A 17,393-nucleotide genomic window follows, 5' to 3' on the forward strand; every position below is an offset into this window, starting at 1 on the left:
TCCCCCTCCACCGTGCCGCTTCGCGTCACGGTCCCCCTCCCCGTGCCGGGGAGGAGCTTGAAGGTCAGACCAGCGCCTTGGCTTCGTCGTCCATGGTGCCCGATACCTCATTGGCCTGCAGGATCATGTCGGTATGGGCCGCGCCGCTCGGGATCATCGGGAAGCAGTTGGCGAGCTTGGCGACGCGGCAGTCGACGATCACCGGCCCGTCATGGTCCAGCATCGCGGCGATGCCGTCCTCCAGCTGGTCGCGGTGCTCGATGAGGATGCCCTTCCAGCCATAGGCTTCACCCAGCTTCACGAAGTCGGGCAGCGAGTCCGAATAGCTTTCGGCATAGCGGCTCTCATAGGTCAGTTCCTGCCACTGGCGGACCATGCCCATATATTCGTTGTTCAGGATGAAGATCTTGACCGGCAGGCGATATTGCGTCGCCGTCGCCAGTTCCTGGATGTTCATCTGGATCGAGGCTTCACCGGCGATGTCGATGACGAGCGCCCCCGGATTGCCGAGCTGCGCCCCGATCGCGGCGGGCAGGCCGTAACCCATGGTGCCCAGCCCTCCGCTCGTCAGCCACTTATTGGGCTTTTCGAAGCCGAAATGCTGCGCGGCCCACATCTGGTGCTGGCCGACCTCGGTGGTGATGATCGGCTGGCGGGCCTGGGTCGCTTCGTACAGCGCACGGATCGCGCGCTGCGGCATGATCGCGTCGCCATTCTCCGGGAAGGAGAGACAGCCGACCGCACGCCAGCCCGCGATGCGGCGCTGCCATTCGGTGGTGTCGGGCTTGGGATGCTGGCGCGACTTCCAGATGCGCACCGCATCCTCCAGCGCGTGGCCGACATCGGCGATGATCGCCAGGTCGACGCGGACATTCTTGTTCACGCTCGACCGGTCGATATCGACATGGACCTTGCGGCTGTTCGGGCTGAACGCGTCCAGTCGGCCGGTGACGCGGTCGTCGAACCGGCTGCCCAGCGCGACCACCAGATCGGCCTGGTTCATCGCCATATTGGCTTCGTAAGTGCCGTGCATGCCCAGCATGCCCAGCCATTGCGGGTCGCTCGCCGGGAAGGCCCCCAGACCCATCAGGGTCGAGGTGACGGGCGCGCCGGTGATGCGGGCCAGTTCACGCAGCAGCTGCGACGCGGCCGGACCCGAATTGATGATGCCGCCGCCAGTATAGAGAATGGGACGCTCGGCCGCGGCCAGCATGTCGACCAGCTGCTCGATCTGGCTCTGGTCGGCCTTCACTTGCGGGCGATAGGTCTTGTGACGGATCGGACCCGGCTTCTGATAGCGGGCGGTGGCGACCTGCACGTCCTTGGGGATGTCGATCACGACCGGGCCGGGGCGGCCCGAGGTCGCGATGTGGAATGCCTCGTGCACCACCTCGCCCAGACGCGCGGGGTCCTTCACCAGATAGTTGTGCTTGGAGCAGTGACGCGTGATGCCGACCGTGTCGGCTTCCTGGAACGCGTCGGTGCCGATCAGCGCGGTCGGCACCTGGCCGGTGATGACCACCATCGGGATCGAATCGAGCAGCGCGTCGGTGATGCCGGTGACCGCATTGGTCGCACCGGGGCCCGAGGTGACGAGCACCACGCCGGGCTTGCCGGTCGAGCGGGCATAGCCCTCCGCCGCGTGCGTCGCCGCCTGTTCGTGGCGGACCAGAATGTGGCGGATGCGCCCCCCGTTCTTCGCATGTCGGAACATAGCGTCATAGATCGGCAGCACCGCACCACCCGGATAGCCGAAGACGACCTCCACGCCGAGATCGCACAGCGCCTCGACCAGGATATCGGCTCCGCTTTTCTCGGTCATCGTCTTCGTCCTTCTGCGTCCGTGCCCACTGACGGGGCTTGTCGGGAAAGGCGCGGCTACAAGTTTAAAAAGTGCGCGTCAACCGTCAACGGCGCAATAAAGTTTCTATTATGTTGCGACGCACATCGGCGTCAGGGTCCGGAATCACGGTCCAGTCGGGCCCCGGCTGGTGGCGGAACCAGGTAAATTGCCTTTTGGCATAACGCCTTGTCGCCAGCGCTCCGGCTGCCTCCGCCTCGGCGCGGGTCATGCGGCCTTCGAGGAGCGCGGCGGCCTCCGGCACGCCGATCGCACGCCGGATCGGGGCGTCGGCGGGCAGGTCGGGACGGGCGAGAAGCGCGGCGGCCTCGTCCAGCCCCTCGTCCAGCATTTCCCCGAAGCGTCGGTCGATGCGGGCGTTCAGCCAGTCTCGGTCGGGCAGCAGGATGACGGCGGACAGCGCGATCCGATCGCCGATGCCGCCTTCCTTATGCGCCTGCCATGCGTGTAGCGGACGGCCGGTCGAACGCACCACCTCCAGCGCGCGGGCGACGCGGGTGGTGTCTGCCGCATTGAGCCGGGCGGCGGCGGTCGGGTCCTCGCGGGACAGGGCCGCATGGGCCTCGGCGACGGGCAGCGCGCGAACCTCGGCGCGGATGGCGGGGTCGATCTCCGGCACCGGCGCGATGCCGTCGAGCAGCGTGCGCATATAAAGGCCGGTGCCGCCGACCAGGATCGGCAGCGACCCCGCCGCCACGCTGTCCGCGATCGCCGCGCGCGCCTCCGCCGCCCAGCGTGCCGCCGAATAGCCGGTGTCCGCGCCGTCGACATGGCCGAACAGCCGGTGCGGTGCCTGCGCCACCTCTTCGGGGGAGGGGCGGGCGGTCAGGATGGAGAGGTCGCGGTACACCTGCGCCGAATCGGCATTGATGATGGTGCCGCCGGTCGCCTTGGCCAGATCGAGCGCCAATGCGGACTTGCCGCTCGCGGTCGGCCCTGCGATGAGCGCGACCTTTGGACGGTCAGAGGAGTTCGCCATGTTCATCGCCACGCTGATAGCAGCCGAATCGATCGCCGAGCGCGATATTTCGGAGGCTGTGGTGCAGGTGACGTCGCGATGCGCGGTCGCCGACTGGAACTGGATCGACCAAGGCCGCGCGGCCGATATTTGCTTCGCCGAGGACCCCGACTTTGCGGCGGGCGTGCTGCATGGCCGGTTTGACCGGACCGATGTCATCATCCAGCCCGCCGCGAACCGCCAGAAGCGGCTGCTGGTCGCCGACATGGACTCCACCATGATCACGGTCGAATGCATCGACGAACTGGCCGACTATGCCGGGATCAAGGAGCAGGTCGCCGAAGTGACCGAGCGGGCGATGCGCGGCGAACTCGACTTCGCCGCCGCGCTGGACGCACGGGTCGCGCTGCTCGAAGGGCTGGACGAGCGGGTCATCGAGCAATGCCTGGCCGAGCGGGTGACGCTGATGGCGGGTGCCCGCGCGCTGGTCCGCACGATGAAGGCGCGGGGCGGCCATGCGATCCTGGTGTCGGGCGGCTTCACCCGCTTCGCCGAGCCGGTCGCGGCCGAGATCGGTTTCGACCGCGCCATCGCCAATTACCTCGAGATCGCGAACGGCAAGCTGACCGGCACGGTGCGCAAGCCGATCGTCGGCTCGGACACCAAGGAAAAGACGCTGCTCGCCGCGCTCGACGAACTGGGCATTGGCGCGGCGGAGAGCATGGCAGTGGGCGACGGGGCCAACGACCTGGCGATGATCCGTCGCGCCGGGCTGGGCGTCGCCTATCGTGCCAAGCCGATCGTCGCGGGCGCGGCGGCGGCGCGGGTCGATCATAACGACCTGACCGCGCTTCTCTATGCGCAGGGCATTCCGCGTTCGGAATGGGTGGTCGGTTAAGGACCATGATGCCCTTCCTTCCCGGGATAGGGGAGGAAGGGGCGTCGTTTACGGGACGACCACCACGCAGGGCTGGCCCGAGCGGGTGCAGGCGGCCTGGGCTGCGTTGCGATCGGCATAGCCGCCCGCCTGCAAGCGGATGACCCCGCCCGCGCTGACATAATGCGGCTGTGCGCCCGCCAGTCGCCCGCGCACCCGCTGCCATAGCCCCTCGGCATTGCCCCGGTCGCGGAAAGCGCCCAGCTGGATACGCCACGCGCCGCCCCCGGCCGCGCGGGGAGGCGTAGGCTTGGCGGCATGCGGCGCGGCGGTGCGCGTCGACGCCATGGGCTTGGGCCGGTCGACCGGGGCGGCGGCCACCTCGCGGGCCGGTGGCGTCGTGCTCGGCGAGGTGCCGGGTGCCGGATAGCTGGCCCCGTAACCGGAAGCCGCGGATCGCGACGGGGGGACCGGCACCGGCTGCACTGCCGGGCGCGGTTGTGCGGCGGTGCGGACCGGGCCGTCGGCGGTCTTGCCCGGCGTCGCTTCGCTTCCCACCGTCACCCGCTTCGGCCCGGTGGTTTCGGGGGCGGGCAGGGCCGCCAGCCGGGCGCGATATTGCTGGGCCAGCTCGACGCCGTGCTGGCGGTCGGGCGGGGTGATATACTGGTCCATCTGTGCCAGCGTCTGCGAAGCGGCTTGCAGCCCCGCCTGCGACGCCAGCGTCATCAGCGCATAGGCGCGCGGATAGTCGCGCGTCACTCCGTCGCCGTTGAACAGCATCGTGCCCAGCACCAGCTGCGCGCGCGGCTCGCCCCGTGCGACCGACTTTTCGAGCCAGGGCAGCGCCTCGGCCTTCTTGCCCGACTGGAACAGCGCCAGGCCATAATTGTCGGCGGCCTGGGCATGCCCCTGCGCGGCGGCCTTGCGGAACCAGCTTTCGGCCAGCGCGGGGTCGAGCGGTACGCCGCGCCCCAGCTTATAGGCCTGGGCCAGGTTGAACTGCGCATCGGCGTCGCCCGCGATGGCGGGGCCGCGCCACTCCTCCACCGCCTTGCGATAATCGCCCTGCGCCCAGGCATCGACGCCCGCCTTCACATCGGCCAGCGCAGGCGTGGCGAGGAGGCAGGTGGCAAGCGTGGCCAGCGCCGCGCCGACGACCGGGAACCTGCGCATCATCCTTCTTCCCCCAATAGCTGTCGCGTCCGTCATGCCCCGAGGCGGGGCGCGGGTAAAGCGTTCCTCAAGGCTTAACCGTTCCTTAGCGCGTCACCGGATAGCGTCGGCCCCGATCGGGGAAACGGATAACGCCATGGGCGCGGCGGCGTGCCCGGAGCCCGCGACCCCATGGCTTTTGGCTGGTGACGATGATGACCACGATCCGCACTCTCATGGCCTGCAGCATCGGCGCGCTGATGATCGGCGGCGGCCTGACCGGCTGTACGTCGGCGGATCGCCGCACGGCGCGGCTGGCCGACGGGGCGGGGCATGGCGGCGAGGCGCAGGCGACCGCCGCGCTTGCCGACCGGACGCGCCGCGTGCTGGCGCAGCGGGACGGCGAGGGGGCGGTGGCGCTGGCCGAACGGCTGGTCGCGGCCGACCCGCATCAGGCGGGCTATCGTGCGCTGCTGGGGCAAAGCTATCTCCAGGCGGGGCGCTTCGCCTCGGCGCGACAGGCCTTTACCGACGCATTGCAACTGGACCCGAAGGACGGGCGCGCCGCGCTCAACTTGTCGCTGGCGATGATCGTCGGGGGCAATGGCGCGGGCGCGCGCGCCATGCTGGAGCGCCATGCGGCGATGATCCCCGCCACCGATCTGGGGCTGGCCGTGGCGCTGGCCGGATCGCCCGGCGACGGCATACGCATCCTGACCGCCGCCGCGCGCGAACCCGGCGCGTCGGTCAAGACCCGGCAGAATCTGGCGCTGGCGCTGGCCTTGGCGGGGCAATGGGACATGGCGCGCATGGCCGCCTTGGCCGATATGGCGCCCGCCGATGTCGAGGCACGGATGCGCGAATGGGCCGATTTCGTCGCCACGACCAGCCCGGCGGATCAGGTGTCCGCGCTGCTCGGCATCCGCCCGGCGGTGGATAGCGGCCAGCCGCTGGCGCTGGCGCTCAACGCCGCACCCTCGGCGGCGGTGGTGGAGGACATGGTGCAGGCGCTGCCCCGCCCGGCCGACACCGACGCGCCGGTCGCGATGGCCGCCAAGGGAGAGGACCTCCCGCCGCCCGGCCCGCTGGTCGAACAGGCCGCCATCATCGATGCCGAGCCGACCCCGTACAAGCGCGCGACCCGCATGGCGGCGGCGCTCGTCACCACGCCGGCGCTGCTCCGCCGGGCCGAGGAACGCCGCGTCGCCGCGCCCAAGGGCGAGTGGAACGTCCAGATCGGCGCCTTTGGCCGTGAGGACGGGGCGCAGCGTGCCTGGGCTCTGCTGACCCGGCAATTTGCGGGGCTTTCCGACTATGCGCCGCAGAGCGGCACGATCCGGCATTCGGGGGGCGAGCTGCACCGCCTGTCGGTCGGGGGGCTCAGCCGGGACCAGGCGGATGCGCTGTGCGGGCGCTATCGCCGGACCGGGGGCGCCTGCTTCGTGCGCCGCCAGGCCGACGACCGGATGGCGCATTGGGCACGGCCGGGGATCGGCCTGGCCTCGCTATAGGGCCGATCGATCGTCCGGGCGGGCGGCGTCCGACAGGGCTCAGTCCAACAGGCCGACGGCGGCATCCGCCCATATCGTGAGGACCAACAGGGTCGAGCCGAGGACGATCAAGGCCCGGATGGGGGCCTGCGCGGGCAGGCGTGCCGCTACTTCGCACGCGACGCCGATCGTCCCCATCAGGACCGCCGCCATCAGGAAGTCGGCCGCATCCCATTTCACCTCGCCGGTGAAGCGCATCGCGACGGCGGGGGCGAGGACGATAAGGGCCAGCATCGACCAGAGCGGGACCCGCCAGTGGCGGATAGGGCGCGCGCGGGACAGATCAAGCAGCGGCATAAGGATCCTTTCGCCCGGCAGGATAGACCGCCCGCGCACGACGCGCCAGTCGGCGCGCCCGGACTCGGATCAGACGGCTTCGCCGGCGGCGCGCCCGCTCGCCCAGGCCCATTGGAAGTTGTAGCCGCCCAGCCAGCCGGTGACGTCGACCGCCTCGCCGACGAAATACAGCCCCGGCACCGCCTTCGCCTCCATGGTGCGCGAGGACAGCCCGGCGGTCGACACGCCGCCGACCGTCACCTCGGCCTTGGCATAGCCCTCGCTGCCATTGGGGTGGAACGGCCAGTCGGCCAGTCGGGCGGCGGCGGCGGACAGCGCCTTGTCGGTCGCCGCGCCCAGCTCGCCCGGCAGCGCGAGGCGCTCGGCCAGCGTCTCGGCCAGCCGGTCGGGCAGATGCTGGCCCAACAGGCGGCGGGGCGAGGTGCGCGGGGCGGCGCGCTTGGCGGCGAGCAGCCAGTCGGCCGCGCAATCAGGCAGGAAGTCGATCCCGATCGCCTCGCCATGCCGCCAATAGGAGGAGATTTGCAGAATCGCCGGACCCGACAGCCCGCGATGGGTGAACAGCGCGGCCTCGCGGAAGCGGGTCTTGCCCGACCGTGCGACGACCTCCGCCGCGACGCCTGAGAGCGAGCGGAACAGCGTCTCGTCGCCGCCCAGCGTCAACGGCACGAGCGCGGGGCGCGGTTCGACCACCTTCATCCCGAACTGGCGCGCCAGATCATAGGCATAGCCGGTCGCGCCCATCTTGGGGATGCTGGGCCCGCCGGTCGCGACGATCAGGCGGGGGGCGGTATACACCCGGCCGCCCCGCGTCACCCGGAATTGCGTCCCGTCATGCGCGACCGCCTCGACCGGCTGGCCTAAAGCGATGTCGACCATGCCGCCCGACCGCGCCGCCCGGTCGGCTTCGTCGAGCAGCATCGCGACGATCTGCCGCGCCGACCCGTCGCAGAAGAGCTGGCCCAGCGTCTTTTCATGCCAGGCGATGCCATGCGCCTCGACCAGTTCCAAGAAATCGGCCGGGGTGTAGCGTCCGAGCGCCGATTTGGCGAAATGCGGGTTCGCCGACAGGAAACGGTCGGGCACGGTGTCGATATTGGTGAAGTTGCACCGCCCGCCGCCGGAGATCAGGATCTTCTTGCCCGGCGCGTCGGCATGGTCGAGGACCAGCACCCGCCGCCCCCGCTGCCCGGCGGTCGCCGCCGCCATCAGGCCCGCCGCGCCCGCGCCCAGGATGATCACGTCATGATGTTGCATGGCGGCGCTTTAGGGGGATTTGGCGGGGCGGGATAGGGGCAGGGCCTCGTCTTGGCGTTCCTCTCCCGCAGGCGATGGTCTCTGTGAGACTCCTGGCCCTCCCCCGACCCCTCCCGCAGGCGGGAGGGGAGAGTCAGGCGCTTGCCACGTTCAGAATTTCCACCGCATCGGCCTTGCCCCCGAACGCGACGGTTTCCCCTTCCATCGCGCCCATCAGCGCGCGGGCCAGCGGCGCGGCATAGGCGATGCGGTCATGGGCGGGGTCGGCTTCGTCATGGCCGACGATGGTCAGCGTCTTCTTCTGCCCGTTGAGGCGGATCGTCACCACGCTGCCGATCCCGATCTCGTCCTCCGCCGGGGCGGGGGCCAGTTCCAGGGTCGCGGCGCGGGTGTTCCAGTAGCGCAGCTCGCGCTGGAGCCGGGTCCGCTCCTCCTCGTCCGATGCGGCGGCGAGCGCGGCCTCGACCTCGGTCACCTTGGCACGGGTCAGCTCGGCCCCGCGCGGCGTGACCAGATTGGGGCCGGGCGGGATCGGCAGCTCGAACTTGGGTTCGAGATGCTCCTCATCGGATTCGCGGCGAAAGGCGACACTCATCGGGGATCAACGCATCGGGTCATGGCGCGGCTCCATGGCGGGGCGATCGGTTCGCCGCAAGCCCGGTTGAGTTTTCCGGCAATGCGTGTATAGGGCCTCGCTTTCACGGAACGCAAACATTCACCCGTGCCGCATGGGTGTATCCGCCAACCGAGAGGGATGGGTCCCTTGGTTCGGCGGTACGCGCTCCTTTTTCGTTGGAGTCCCCATGCCTTTCTCTGCCCTGCCCACGGTCCTTTCGACCGCTCTTTCCGCGCGTGGTTATGCCGCGCCCACGCCCGTCCAGGCCGCCGTCATCGAGGCGGACGCCGCCGGTCGCGACCTGATCGTCTCCGCCCAGACCGGGTCGGGCAAGACCGTCGCCTTCGGCCTGGCCATGGCGAACGACCTGCTGGTCGATGGCGAGAACCTGCCCCATGCCGGTGCGCCGATGGCGCTGGTCATCGCGCCGACCCGCGAACTGGCGCTGCAGGTCAGCCGCGAGCTGGAATGGCTCTATGCCGGTGCGCGGGCGCGCATCGCCACCTGCGTCGGCGGCATGGATGCCTCGCGCGAGCGGCGGGCGCTGAACCACGGCGCGCATATCGTCGTCGGCACGCCCGGCCGTCTGCGCGACCATCTGGAGCGCGGCGCGCTCGACCTGTCGTCGCTCAAGGCGGTGGTGCTCGACGAGGCGGACGAGATGCTCGACATGGGCTTCCGCGAGGATCTGGAGCAGATCCTCGACGGCACGCCGTCCGAGCGTCGCACGCTGCTGTTCTCGGCCACCATGCCGCGCCCGATCGTCCAGCTCGCCAAGCGCTATCAGAACAACGCCAAGCGGATCGAGACGATCAGCGAGGAAAAGGGCCATAGCGACATCGAATATCAGGCGGTGACGGTCGCGCCCGCCGATATCGAGGCGGCGGTGGTCAACCTGCTGCGCCTGCACGAGGCCGAGGTCGCGATCCTGTTCTGCGCCACGCGCGACAATGTCCGCCACCTGCATTCCAGCCTGGTCGAGCGCGGTTTCTCGGCGGTCGCGCTGTCGGGCGAGCATTCGCAGAACGAGCGCAACCATGCGCTCCAGGCCCTGCGCGACGGTCGCGCCCGTGTCTGCGTCGCGACCGACGTGGCCGCGCGCGGCATCGACCTTCCCGGCCTGACGCTGGTGATCCATGTCGAGATCCCCCGCGATGCCGAGGCGCTTCAGCACCGTTCGGGCCGCACCGGCCGCGCGGGCCGCAAGGGCACCGCGATCCTGATCGTCCCCTATCCGCGCCGTCGCCGGGTCGAGGGCATGCTGCGCGGTGCGCGGATCGACGCCCAGTGGCGGCGTGCGCCGACGCTGGAGGAAATCCGGGCGCAGGACCGCGAGCGCCTGCTGACCGCGCTGCTCGCGCCGGTCGAGGTGGACGAGGCCGATCGCGAACTGGCGACCCGCCTGCTCGCCGAGAAGTCGGCCGAGGACATCGCCGCCGCGCTGGTCCGCGCGCACCGCGCCGCGCTGCCCCAGGCCGAGGAACTGATCGAGGGCGATGCGCCCGCCCCGCGCGAGCGTCGCGAAGGCTTTGACGACACCGTCTGGTTCCGGATGAGCGTCGGGCGCAGCCAGAATGCCGATCCGCGCTGGCTCCTCCCGCTGATCTGCCGTCGCGGGCACATCACTCGCAACGAGATCGGCGCGATCCGCATCCAGCCCAGCGAGACGCTGTTCGAGATCCCGGCCGCGCTGGCGTCGCGCTTCGTCGCCGCGCTGAAGCGGACCGAGGCGGATCATGCAGAGGACGATATCGCGATCGAGCAGGCCGACGGCCCGCCCGCCGGTGGTTCGGGTCATGGCGGTCCGCGTCGCGGTCCGGGCGGCAACCGTCCGATGGGCGGCCGTCCCGCTGGCGGCCCCGGCGGCCCGCGCCGCTACTCGCCGCGCCCCACCCAGGGCGGCCCGCGCGGTCCCCGTCGCGGCTAAGCCAGGTACGGTTCAACAAAAAGCCCTCCCCGAGACGTCTCGGGGAGGGCTTTTTTGTTCAACGTCGCCCCAGCGCAGGCTGGGGCCTTTCTCGGCTTTCGGGAAAGATTCGCCAGAGGCCCCAGCCTGCGCTGGGGCGACGGGCCTCGCGAAGTTCAGAGGATTTCCCGACCCGCCTTCCACAGCCGCTGCGCGCGGCCCTGGACGGGGAAGCCGTCGAACGGCGTATTGCCCGCCGATGCGAAGGCGTCGCCCGAAACCATCCACGGCGTTTCCGCATCGAACAGCATCAGGTCGGCGGGCTTGCCCGGCTCCAGCGTGCCGGTGTCGAGGCCCAGCACTCTGGCCGGATTGGCGGCCAGCAGCGCGAACAGCCGGGGCAGGGTGATCCGCTCGTCGCGCACCAGCATCAGCGCCAGCGGCAACAGCGTCTCCGCCCCCGCCATGCCTGCCTCGGCATCGACGAAGGGCAGGCGCTTCGCCTCCGGGCCATGCGGGTCGTGGCCCGATCCGATCACATCGACCGTCCCGTCCGCGACCGCCGCCAGCGCCGCCTGCCGGTCGCTCTCGTCGCGCAAGGGGGGCGAGAGGCGGGCGAAGGTGCGGAAATCGGTGATCGCGATGTCCGACAGGTGGAGATGCGCGGGCGTGATCCCGCACGTCACCTTCACGCCCCGCCGCTTGGCCGCACGGATCAGGTCGAAGCCCGCTGCCGTCGTCACCTGCCGGATGTGCAGCTTGGCCCCGGTTTCCTCCGCGAGCATCAGGTCGCGCGCGATGGCGAGCGACTCGGCGATGGCGGGGGCGGAGGGGAGGCCCAGGCGGCTCGCCGTCTCGCCCTCGGTCGCGACCGCGTCGGCGGTCAGGCCGCCATCCTCGGCATGGGCGATGACGGTCAGGCCCAGATCGCCCGCATAGGCGAGCACCCGGTGCATCACGCCCGAATCGGCGATCCAGCCGCGCCCGGTGCCGACCGCCTTCGCACCCGCCGAGACGCACACCGCCATCTCGGCCAGATCGGTGCCCGCCAGCGAGCGGGTCGCCGCCGCGATGGGGTGGATCCACAGGTCCGGCCGCCCGATCAGCGCGGCACGCTGCACCACGCCGGGATCATCGAGCACAGGCGACTGGTCGGGCATCAGGCCGATGCGCACGATCCCGCCCGCGCGGAAGGCGGCATTGTCGACCTTGAACACGCCCAGATCGACGATGCCGGGGGCGAGCATCTTGCCCCCGCAGTCGATCACGGTCGCGCCCTCGGGCGCGTTTCCGGTGCCGGTGATGACGCCGTCCTCGACCAGCAAAGCCTGGCCCCGGGTCTCGCCGCCGACCGGGCAGACCAGCACGGCGTTGGTGAAGGCGGTGACGCTCATGCCCAGCCCTCCAGCTTGCGGGCTCGGCGGGTCAGTACGTCCAGGCACGCCATACGCACCGCGACGCCCATCGCTACCTGCTCGGTGATCGCCGATTGCGGACCGTCCGCCACCTCCGAGTCGATCTCAACGCCCCGGTTCATCGGGCCGGGGTGCATGACCAGCGCACCGGGCTTGGCGCGCTTGAGGCGTTCAGGCGTAAGGCCGTAGCGCAGGCGATATTCGCGGGTGGAGGGGATATAGCCGCCCGCCATCCGCTCGTTCTGGACGCGCAGCATCATGACCACATCGGCGTCCTCGATGGCTTCGTCGAAATCGGTGAAGGGGGTGACGAACATGCGTTCGATCCCCTTGGGCATCAGCGTGGAGGGCGCGCAGACCCGCACCTCGGCCGCCAGCGCGGTCAGGGCAAGGATGTCCGAACGCGCGACCCGGCTGTGCAATATGTCGCCGCAGATCACGACCTTCTGCCCCGCGACGCTGCCGCGACGGCGACGGATGGTCAGCATGTCGAGCAGCGCCTGCGTCGGATGCTCGTGCCGCCCGTCGCCCGCGTTCAGCACCGGGCAGTCGACCTTGTCGGCGATCAGGCGGACCGCGCCGCTCGCCATGTGGCGGATCACGATGACGTCGGCGCGCATCGCATTCAGCGTCATCGCCGTGTCGATCAGCGTCTCGCCCTTCTTCACGCTCGACTGCGCGGCGTGCATGTTGACCACGTCCGCGCCCAGGCGCTTCCCGGCAATCTCGAAGGACAGCAACGTCCGGGTCGAGTTCTCGAAAAAGGCGTTGATCTGGGTGAGGCCCGCCAGCCTGGTGTCGGGCGTGTCGGTCGCGCCGCGATCGAGCCAATGTTCCGCCTCGTCGAGCAGGAACATGATCTCATGCGGTTGAAGGCCGTCGATTCCGGTCAGATGCCGGTGCGGGAAAACGGCGCCACCCTGAATGAGCGTGCCGGGGCGATGATCCGAGGTCTGCATTAAAGCCGCCGGGTAGCGAGCGGCGGCGCGATGGGCAAGTAAATCCTCCCCGTTTCGGATAATCGGGGAAGCGTTGCTGGGTTGCCCGCCCCTCCACCACGCTCTTCGAGCGCGGTCCCCCTCCCCATCGGTGATGGGGAGGATTGTGTTTCTCAAATCCTCCCCAAGCTTGGCTTGGGGAGGGGGACCGCCGGGCGTTAGCCCGGTGGTGGAGGGGCAGGTGATCAGAACGCGCCCGACAGGGTGATAAAGCCCATGCGCGGCGGCTGGGCATAGCTGTTCCAGGTCCTGGACGCGGCACCCACGACCAGTTCGTAGATGCCCTTGCGGTTGGTGACGTTGGTGACGTTGACCGACAGCTTCAGGTCCTTGACCCCGAACCCGTTGATCTGCGGCAGGGTGTAGCTGGCCTGGAGGTTGACCAGATAGCGTCCGCCAATCGACTGGTCGTTGGTATAGGTGGCAAAGCGCGGGCCGACATAATCGCCGATCGCCTGGATCTCGAACGGGCCGTCATTGATCGACACGACCGTCTTGTTCAGCCACTTGGCGGTGTTGGGGACATATTTGCCCGCGGTCAGGACGGTGCTGGTGCCGCTGACGTAATTGTCGCGATATTTCGAGCTGTTGTACGACAGCGCGTTGTAGATCGACAGATGCGGGCCGAAGCGCAAGGTCGCCGCCGCATCCACGCCATTGGTCTGCACCCGGCCGACATTCTGCAGGATCGACACGCCGCCGATGACCGAGGCGATGACCGGCGTCGCGCTGATCTGGAGCAGGCGATTGTCGAAATCGACATGATAGGCGCTGACCTGTCCCTCGATCGCGGTCAGCGGCCCCAGGTCGAGTGCGTGGCGCGACCGCAGGCCCGCCTCATAGGTCCAGGAGGTTTCGGGTGAGGTGTTCGCCTTGATCTGCTCGAACGCCTGCTGGCTGCCCACCGCGAAGGGCGACAGGCCCGCCGCGACCGAGGCCTGGAACTGGCGGACATTCTTCTGGATATGGCCGAACAACTGGTCGTTGGCCGAGACGTCCCAGATCGCGCCGATCGCGGGCAGGAACCACTTCTTGGTGTTCAGCCGTCCCTCGGGATAGCCGGTCGAGGTGCCGGGCAGCGCGCCGGGCAGCGGCTGGGTCGGCACGCGGCCATCGGCGAATTGCAGGCTGGACTTGAAACCCGCCTCGACCGTCACCGTAGGGGTGACGTGCCAGCGATCCTGCACATGCGTCTGGATCAGGTCGTACTTCGTGATCGCGGCATATTGGGTCAGGCGGCGCTTGGCGGGATCGGCCCATTCATAGGGCGAGGGCGGGTTGTCGATGGGGGCCGCATACCAGCGGCGGAAGATGGTGTTGCGGTTATGCTCATACCATCCGCCCAGCTCGATCTCGTGATCGCCCGCATGGATGGCCAGCGTCGAGATGCCGCCCTTGCGGTCGATGCCATATTCGGTGGTGCGCAGCGCATAGCCCGATCCGCCGAAGACCTGTTTCAGATCCTGCCCCGGATAATAGATGCGGAACAGGCCCGGCAGGCCCGCCGCGGCGATCGGGCCGGTGATCTGCCCCTGGCCTTCGTCATGATGATAATAGACCTGGTTGGTCCAGGTCACGGCATCGCCGAAGCGATGTTCGTACTTGATATAGCCCAGATAGTCGGTGCGCTGCGCATCGCCGAAATAGTTCATGTAATTATTGGGGTTGTTCGACGGCGGCGCGCCATTGGCATCGACATAGGCGAGCGCGGCCTGCCAGTTCGGATCGAGCAACGAGCGGTAATAGGGCTCGATCCCGCCCGCATTGTGCGCGACCGAATCCTGATTGGGCTCGGCCTTGTCCGAAATGTCGAAATAGCCGGTCAGCGTGCCGTTCTCGCCCTTGTGGACGAACTTGGCATTGCCCTGCCATCCGCCCTGACGCGCATCGAATTCCCAGGCGCGGGCCTTTTGCCGGACGACTGAGATATAGCCGCTATTGGTGCCGCCCAGCCCCTCGACCTCGCCGCTGTCGATGCGCAGGAAGGTCCGGCTGGCGTCATAGCTGCCCAGCGTCTGCGCGAAGCGGACGCCCATCGTCGCGGCCGGGTCGCTCGAATAGGTCTCGATCCCGCCGCCCAAGTTGCTGGCCGAGGCGGTGCCCAGGTCGGCGGCACCGGCGGTCAGGCGGACGCGCGCGACATTCTCGCTGATGACCGCACGCTGCGGCGTCAGGCCGTTGTAATTGCCATAGGACTGGTCGCCCAGCGGCACGCCGTCCATGGTGAAGCCGAGCTGGTTCTGGTTGAAGCCGTGCACGAACAGCGAGATATTCTGCTCGTTATTGCCCCAGGGATCGGCCGTCTCGAACTGCACGCCGGGCAGCGTCTGGATCGCCTTGACCGGGTTGGCGCCGGGCAGCGCCTTCTGGATCTCCGCCGCGCCCAGCTCGACCGAGGAGCGGGTGGTGCGGGTCGCGGTCACGACGATCTGGTCGCCATTGGTCGCGGCCTCGGGCGACGCCGTATCGGGCTGCTGCTGTGCCCGGGCGGGCATGGCGATGACGGCGGCGCCGATCATCAGCATCGAACGGGACAGAGTGGAAAAACGCTGCACGGCTGGGCCCCCCAAAGGCTTCGTAGGAAGCGGCGCAGCTAGGGGGCTTGAGTGACGGGTCGGCGACTGGTTAGAGACCGATCTATGACATTTAACCGAGGAGCGGTCGTTTTGCGGTCAGTCGAACTCCATACTTTCTTTCCTCCCCTGCAAGGGGAGGGGGACCATCCGAAGGATGGTGGAGGGGTGTAACCGGTCGTGAATGCGGTCCAACCCCTCCAGCCGGGACACCCCTCCGTCAGGCCTGCGGCCTGCCACCTCCCCTTGCAGGGGAGGAATAGAAAAATGTCGATGGGCTGGAGGTGGTTACGCCATGACCAAGGCGTCGATCGCCGCCTGAAGGATGTGCGCGGCGGCGAGATTGTCGATCCGCTCCGCCCGCTTGGCGCGGCTCATATCCTGCTCGATCATCGTGCGTTCGACCGCCACCGTCGACCAGCGTTCGTCCCACAGCAATATGGGGCCCAGATCGGCGCAGTTGCGGGCAAAGGCACGGGTCGATTGCGAGCGCGGGCTCTCGCTGCCGTCGAGATTGAGCGGCAGGCCGATGACCAGCCCCTGCACACCCTGTTGCGCGATCATCGCGATCAGCTGTTCCTTGTCCTTGGTGAACTTGGTCCGGCGGATCAGCGTGGCGGGGCTGGCGAAGCTCCACCCGGCATCGCATAGCGCGGTGCCCACGGTCTTGGTGCCGACGTCCAGCCCGATCAGCCGCCCGCCCGAGGGCAGGGCGTTGCGGAATTCGGTACGGTCGGTGGTGATCAGGCTCATCGAAAGGCTTTCAAACGGCGCTCCGCATCGGCGCGGACATTCGCCCAGAACAGGCTATAGTCATAGACATGGTAGTTGTTGCCCGGCAGCACATAGGGGCCGACATTCGGCCCCTCGCCGATGGTCAGGATGCCGCGCCCCTCGCACTTGGCGGGAACCTTGCCCGCCGCGATCGCGGCCGTCTTCAGGTCGGCGGACGGATAGAGCGTGCCCAGATTGGCGGTCGCGGGCGCCGCGACGTCCGGCGTGCCGGTCAGCGGATTGGTGCACAGCATCGCCGTGTCCTTGCGCGGTGCCCCGGTATAGCCGTTGGTCATGTCGAAGACGTCGAGGATCAGCGACGGATCGGCGGGCTCGCCAAAGCTCTGCCAGCTTAGGATGCAGCCGGTCTGGTCGGCCCGCTCGCAGGCGGGCAGCCCCATGGCGGGCAGGTCGGCGGTCATCGAGATCGGCCAGCCCACGACATAGGCCGCGACGATCCGCCGCTTGAGCGCGGGGTTCTTCGCCACCCGGTCGGTCAGCAGGCGCGACAGGTGCAGCGCGCCCTGGCTATGCCCCGCCAGGATCAGCGGACGGTTGGGATCGACCTGCGCCAGAAAGGCGGTGAAGGCGGCATCCACGTCCCGGTACGCCAGGTCGAGCGCGCGCTCGGCATCCTGAACGCTGGTTAAAAAGGCCCCGAAGGTCGCCTGCCGATAGCGGGGCGCCCAGATGTCGCCCGCCGCGTTGAACGCGCTGGCCTGTCCGCGCAGGAACAGTTCGGCACGCGCATTCGTGTCCGCATCGTCGATCGGCGCATTCCAGTGCGACTTGTTGATGTACGAGGTGGGGTGGATGAAGAAGATGGCGGCCCCGGTGCCGGGCTTGCCGGGCGTGTAGCCCGCCGGAACCCACAGGGCGGGATTGCCGGGGATGTCGGGCCGCGCCAGCCACAGGACCTTGCGCTCATACAGGTCGGCCGGGGGCGCTGCCTGGGCCTTGAACGACTCGGACGGCACCGTCGACCAGCGGAGCAGCTGGTTGCCGAACAGGCGATAGGCAAAGGCGGCGGCGATCGTCAGCATGATGAGTGCCGCCACCACATACAGGAATTTGCGCGCCAAATCCTCACTCCATTGTGCGTTGCAGCAAAATTGGGCGGCCCGCAATTGCTATCCATGACGCCTGACTTGCCCCC

At 68.9% G+C, this 17,393-nt stretch carries 14 protein-coding genes; 3 read left to right on the forward strand and 11 right to left on the reverse strand.

Annotation, left to right across the window (positions count from 1 at the left end):
* Nucleotides 1-64 precede the first annotated feature (64 nt).
* The gene (locus tag QE360_RS10895) at nt 65-1,822 is read right to left on the reverse strand and encodes an acetolactate synthase 3 large subunit (protein ID WP_309701486.1); all 1,758 of its coding nucleotides are present in this window, start codon (nt 1,820-1,822) and stop codon (nt 65-67) included.
* 85 nt (nt 1,823-1,907) lie between these two features.
* Nucleotides 1,908-2,840 (reverse strand): tRNA (adenosine(37)-N6)-dimethylallyltransferase MiaA, encoded by a 933-nt coding sequence (gene miaA, locus QE360_RS10900; RefSeq protein WP_309701488.1) that lies wholly within the window; start codon nt 2,838-2,840, stop codon nt 1,908-1,910.
* Here miaA and serB point away from each other — a divergent pair.
* Nucleotides 2,839-3,717, forward strand: a complete 879-nt coding sequence (serB, locus tag QE360_RS10905; RefSeq protein WP_309701490.1) for a phosphoserine phosphatase SerB — start codon at nt 2,839-2,841, stop codon at nt 3,715-3,717. The genes miaA and serB overlap by 2 nt on opposite strands.
* Before the next feature lie 48 nt (nt 3,718-3,765).
* On the opposite strand, the gene QE360_RS10910 is transcribed toward serB, so the two are convergent.
* A complete protein-coding gene (locus tag QE360_RS10910) occupies nt 3,766-4,875 on the reverse strand; it encodes an SPOR domain-containing protein (protein ID WP_309701492.1) in 1,110 nt (369 codons plus the stop codon).
* 188 nt (nt 4,876-5,063) lie between these two features.
* On the opposite strand from QE360_RS10910, the gene QE360_RS10915 reads away from it, so the two are divergent.
* Nucleotides 5,064-6,362 carry a tetratricopeptide repeat protein gene (locus tag QE360_RS10915; protein WP_309704138.1) on the forward strand — a complete coding sequence of 433 codons (1,299 nt, stop codon included), beginning with the start codon at nt 5,064-5,066 and terminating at the stop codon, nt 6,360-6,362.
* Nucleotides 6,363-6,401: 39 nt separating this feature from the next.
* Here the strand turns inward: QE360_RS10915 and QE360_RS10920 are convergent, their stop codons facing one another.
* The 3 genes from QE360_RS10920 to QE360_RS10930 form a co-directional block, all read right to left on the reverse strand.
* Nucleotides 6,402-6,698: a hypothetical protein gene (locus QE360_RS10920; RefSeq protein ID WP_309701494.1), complete on the reverse strand. Its 297-nt coding sequence runs from the start codon at nt 6,696-6,698 to the stop codon at nt 6,402-6,404.
* A 69-nt stretch (nt 6,699-6,767) separates the two neighbouring features.
* A complete protein-coding gene (locus QE360_RS10925; protein WP_309701495.1) occupies nt 6,768-7,955 on the reverse strand; it encodes an NAD(P)/FAD-dependent oxidoreductase in 1,188 nt (395 codons plus the stop codon).
* Nucleotides 7,956-8,088: 133 nt separating this feature from the next.
* Entirely contained in the window at nt 8,089-8,550 is a 462-nt protein-coding gene (locus tag QE360_RS10930; RefSeq protein ID WP_309701497.1) for a GreA/GreB family elongation factor, read from the reverse strand.
* 208 nt (nt 8,551-8,758) lie between these two features.
* On the opposite strand from QE360_RS10930, the gene QE360_RS10935 reads away from it, so the two are divergent.
* The gene (locus tag QE360_RS10935) at nt 8,759-10,498 is read left to right on the forward strand and encodes a DEAD/DEAH box helicase (RefSeq protein ID WP_309701498.1); all 1,740 of its coding nucleotides are present in this window, start codon (nt 8,759-8,761) and stop codon (nt 10,496-10,498) included.
* Nucleotides 10,499-10,653: 155 nt separating this feature from the next.
* On the opposite strand, the gene QE360_RS10940 is transcribed toward QE360_RS10935, so the two are convergent.
* The 5 genes from QE360_RS10940 to QE360_RS10960 form a co-directional block, all read right to left on the reverse strand.
* Nucleotides 10,654-11,871: a dihydroorotase gene (locus QE360_RS10940; RefSeq protein WP_309701500.1), complete on the reverse strand. Its 1,218-nt coding sequence runs from the start codon at nt 11,869-11,871 to the stop codon at nt 10,654-10,656.
* Entirely contained in the window at nt 11,868-12,851 is a 984-nt protein-coding gene (locus QE360_RS10945; RefSeq protein ID WP_294238564.1) for an aspartate carbamoyltransferase catalytic subunit, read from the reverse strand. The genes QE360_RS10940 and QE360_RS10945 overlap by 4 nt, the downstream gene beginning before the upstream one ends.
* A 224-nt stretch (nt 12,852-13,075) precedes the next feature.
* Nucleotides 13,076-15,445, reverse strand: a complete 2,370-nt coding sequence (locus QE360_RS10950; protein ID WP_309701507.1) for a TonB-dependent receptor plug domain-containing protein — start codon at nt 15,443-15,445, stop codon at nt 13,076-13,078.
* A gap of 306 nt (nt 15,446-15,751) precedes the next feature.
* Nucleotides 15,752-16,216, reverse strand: a complete 465-nt coding sequence (gene ruvX, locus QE360_RS10955) for a Holliday junction resolvase RuvX (protein WP_167345377.1) — start codon at nt 16,214-16,216, stop codon at nt 15,752-15,754.
* On the reverse strand, nt 16,213-17,319 hold the full coding sequence (locus QE360_RS10960; protein ID WP_309701510.1) for a DUF3089 domain-containing protein: 1,107 nt from the start codon (nt 17,317-17,319) through the stop codon (nt 16,213-16,215). Before QE360_RS10960 ends, ruvX begins: the two co-directional genes overlap by 4 nt.
* Between the last annotated feature and the right edge of the window lie 74 nt (nt 17,320-17,393).

It is taken from the genome of Sphingomonas sp. SORGH_AS_0789 (genome assembly GCF_031453055.1).
Taxonomy (GTDB): Bacteria; Pseudomonadota; Alphaproteobacteria; order Sphingomonadales; family Sphingomonadaceae; genus Sphingomonas.

Excerpts from the sequence above, each read along its gene's own strand:
- QE360_RS10895 (WP_309701486.1), bottom strand. The coding sequence starts at position 1,822 with ATGACCGAGAAAAGCGGAGCCGATATCCTGGTCGAGGCGCTGTGCGAT.
- serB (WP_309701490.1), top strand. The coding sequence starts at position 2,839 with ATGTTCATCGCCACGCTGATAGCAGCCGAATCGATCGCCGAGCGCGAT.
- miaA (WP_309701488.1), bottom strand. The coding sequence starts at position 2,840 with ATGGCGAACTCCTCTGACCGTCCAAAGGTCGCGCTCATCGCAGGGCCG.
- QE360_RS10910 (WP_309701492.1), bottom strand. The coding sequence starts at position 4,875 with ATGATGCGCAGGTTCCCGGTCGTCGGCGCGGCGCTGGCCACGCTTGCC.
- QE360_RS10915 (WP_309704138.1), top strand. The coding sequence starts at position 5,064 with ATGATGACCACGATCCGCACTCTCATGGCCTGCAGCATCGGCGCGCTG.
- QE360_RS10920 (WP_309701494.1), bottom strand. The coding sequence starts at position 6,698 with ATGCCGCTGCTTGATCTGTCCCGCGCGCGCCCTATCCGCCACTGGCGG.
- QE360_RS10925 (WP_309701495.1), bottom strand. The coding sequence starts at position 7,955 with ATGCAACATCATGACGTGATCATCCTGGGCGCGGGCGCGGCGGGCCTG.
- QE360_RS10930 (WP_309701497.1), bottom strand. The coding sequence starts at position 8,550 with ATGAGTGTCGCCTTTCGCCGCGAATCCGATGAGGAGCATCTCGAACCC.
- QE360_RS10935 (WP_309701498.1), top strand. The coding sequence starts at position 8,759 with ATGCCTTTCTCTGCCCTGCCCACGGTCCTTTCGACCGCTCTTTCCGCG.
- QE360_RS10940 (WP_309701500.1), bottom strand. The coding sequence starts at position 11,871 with ATGAGCGTCACCGCCTTCACCAACGCCGTGCTGGTCTGCCCGGTCGGC.
- QE360_RS10945 (WP_294238564.1), bottom strand. The coding sequence starts at position 12,851 with ATGCAGACCTCGGATCATCGCCCCGGCACGCTCATTCAGGGTGGCGCC.
- ruvX (WP_167345377.1), bottom strand. The coding sequence starts at position 16,216 with ATGAGCCTGATCACCACCGACCGTACCGAATTCCGCAACGCCCTGCCC.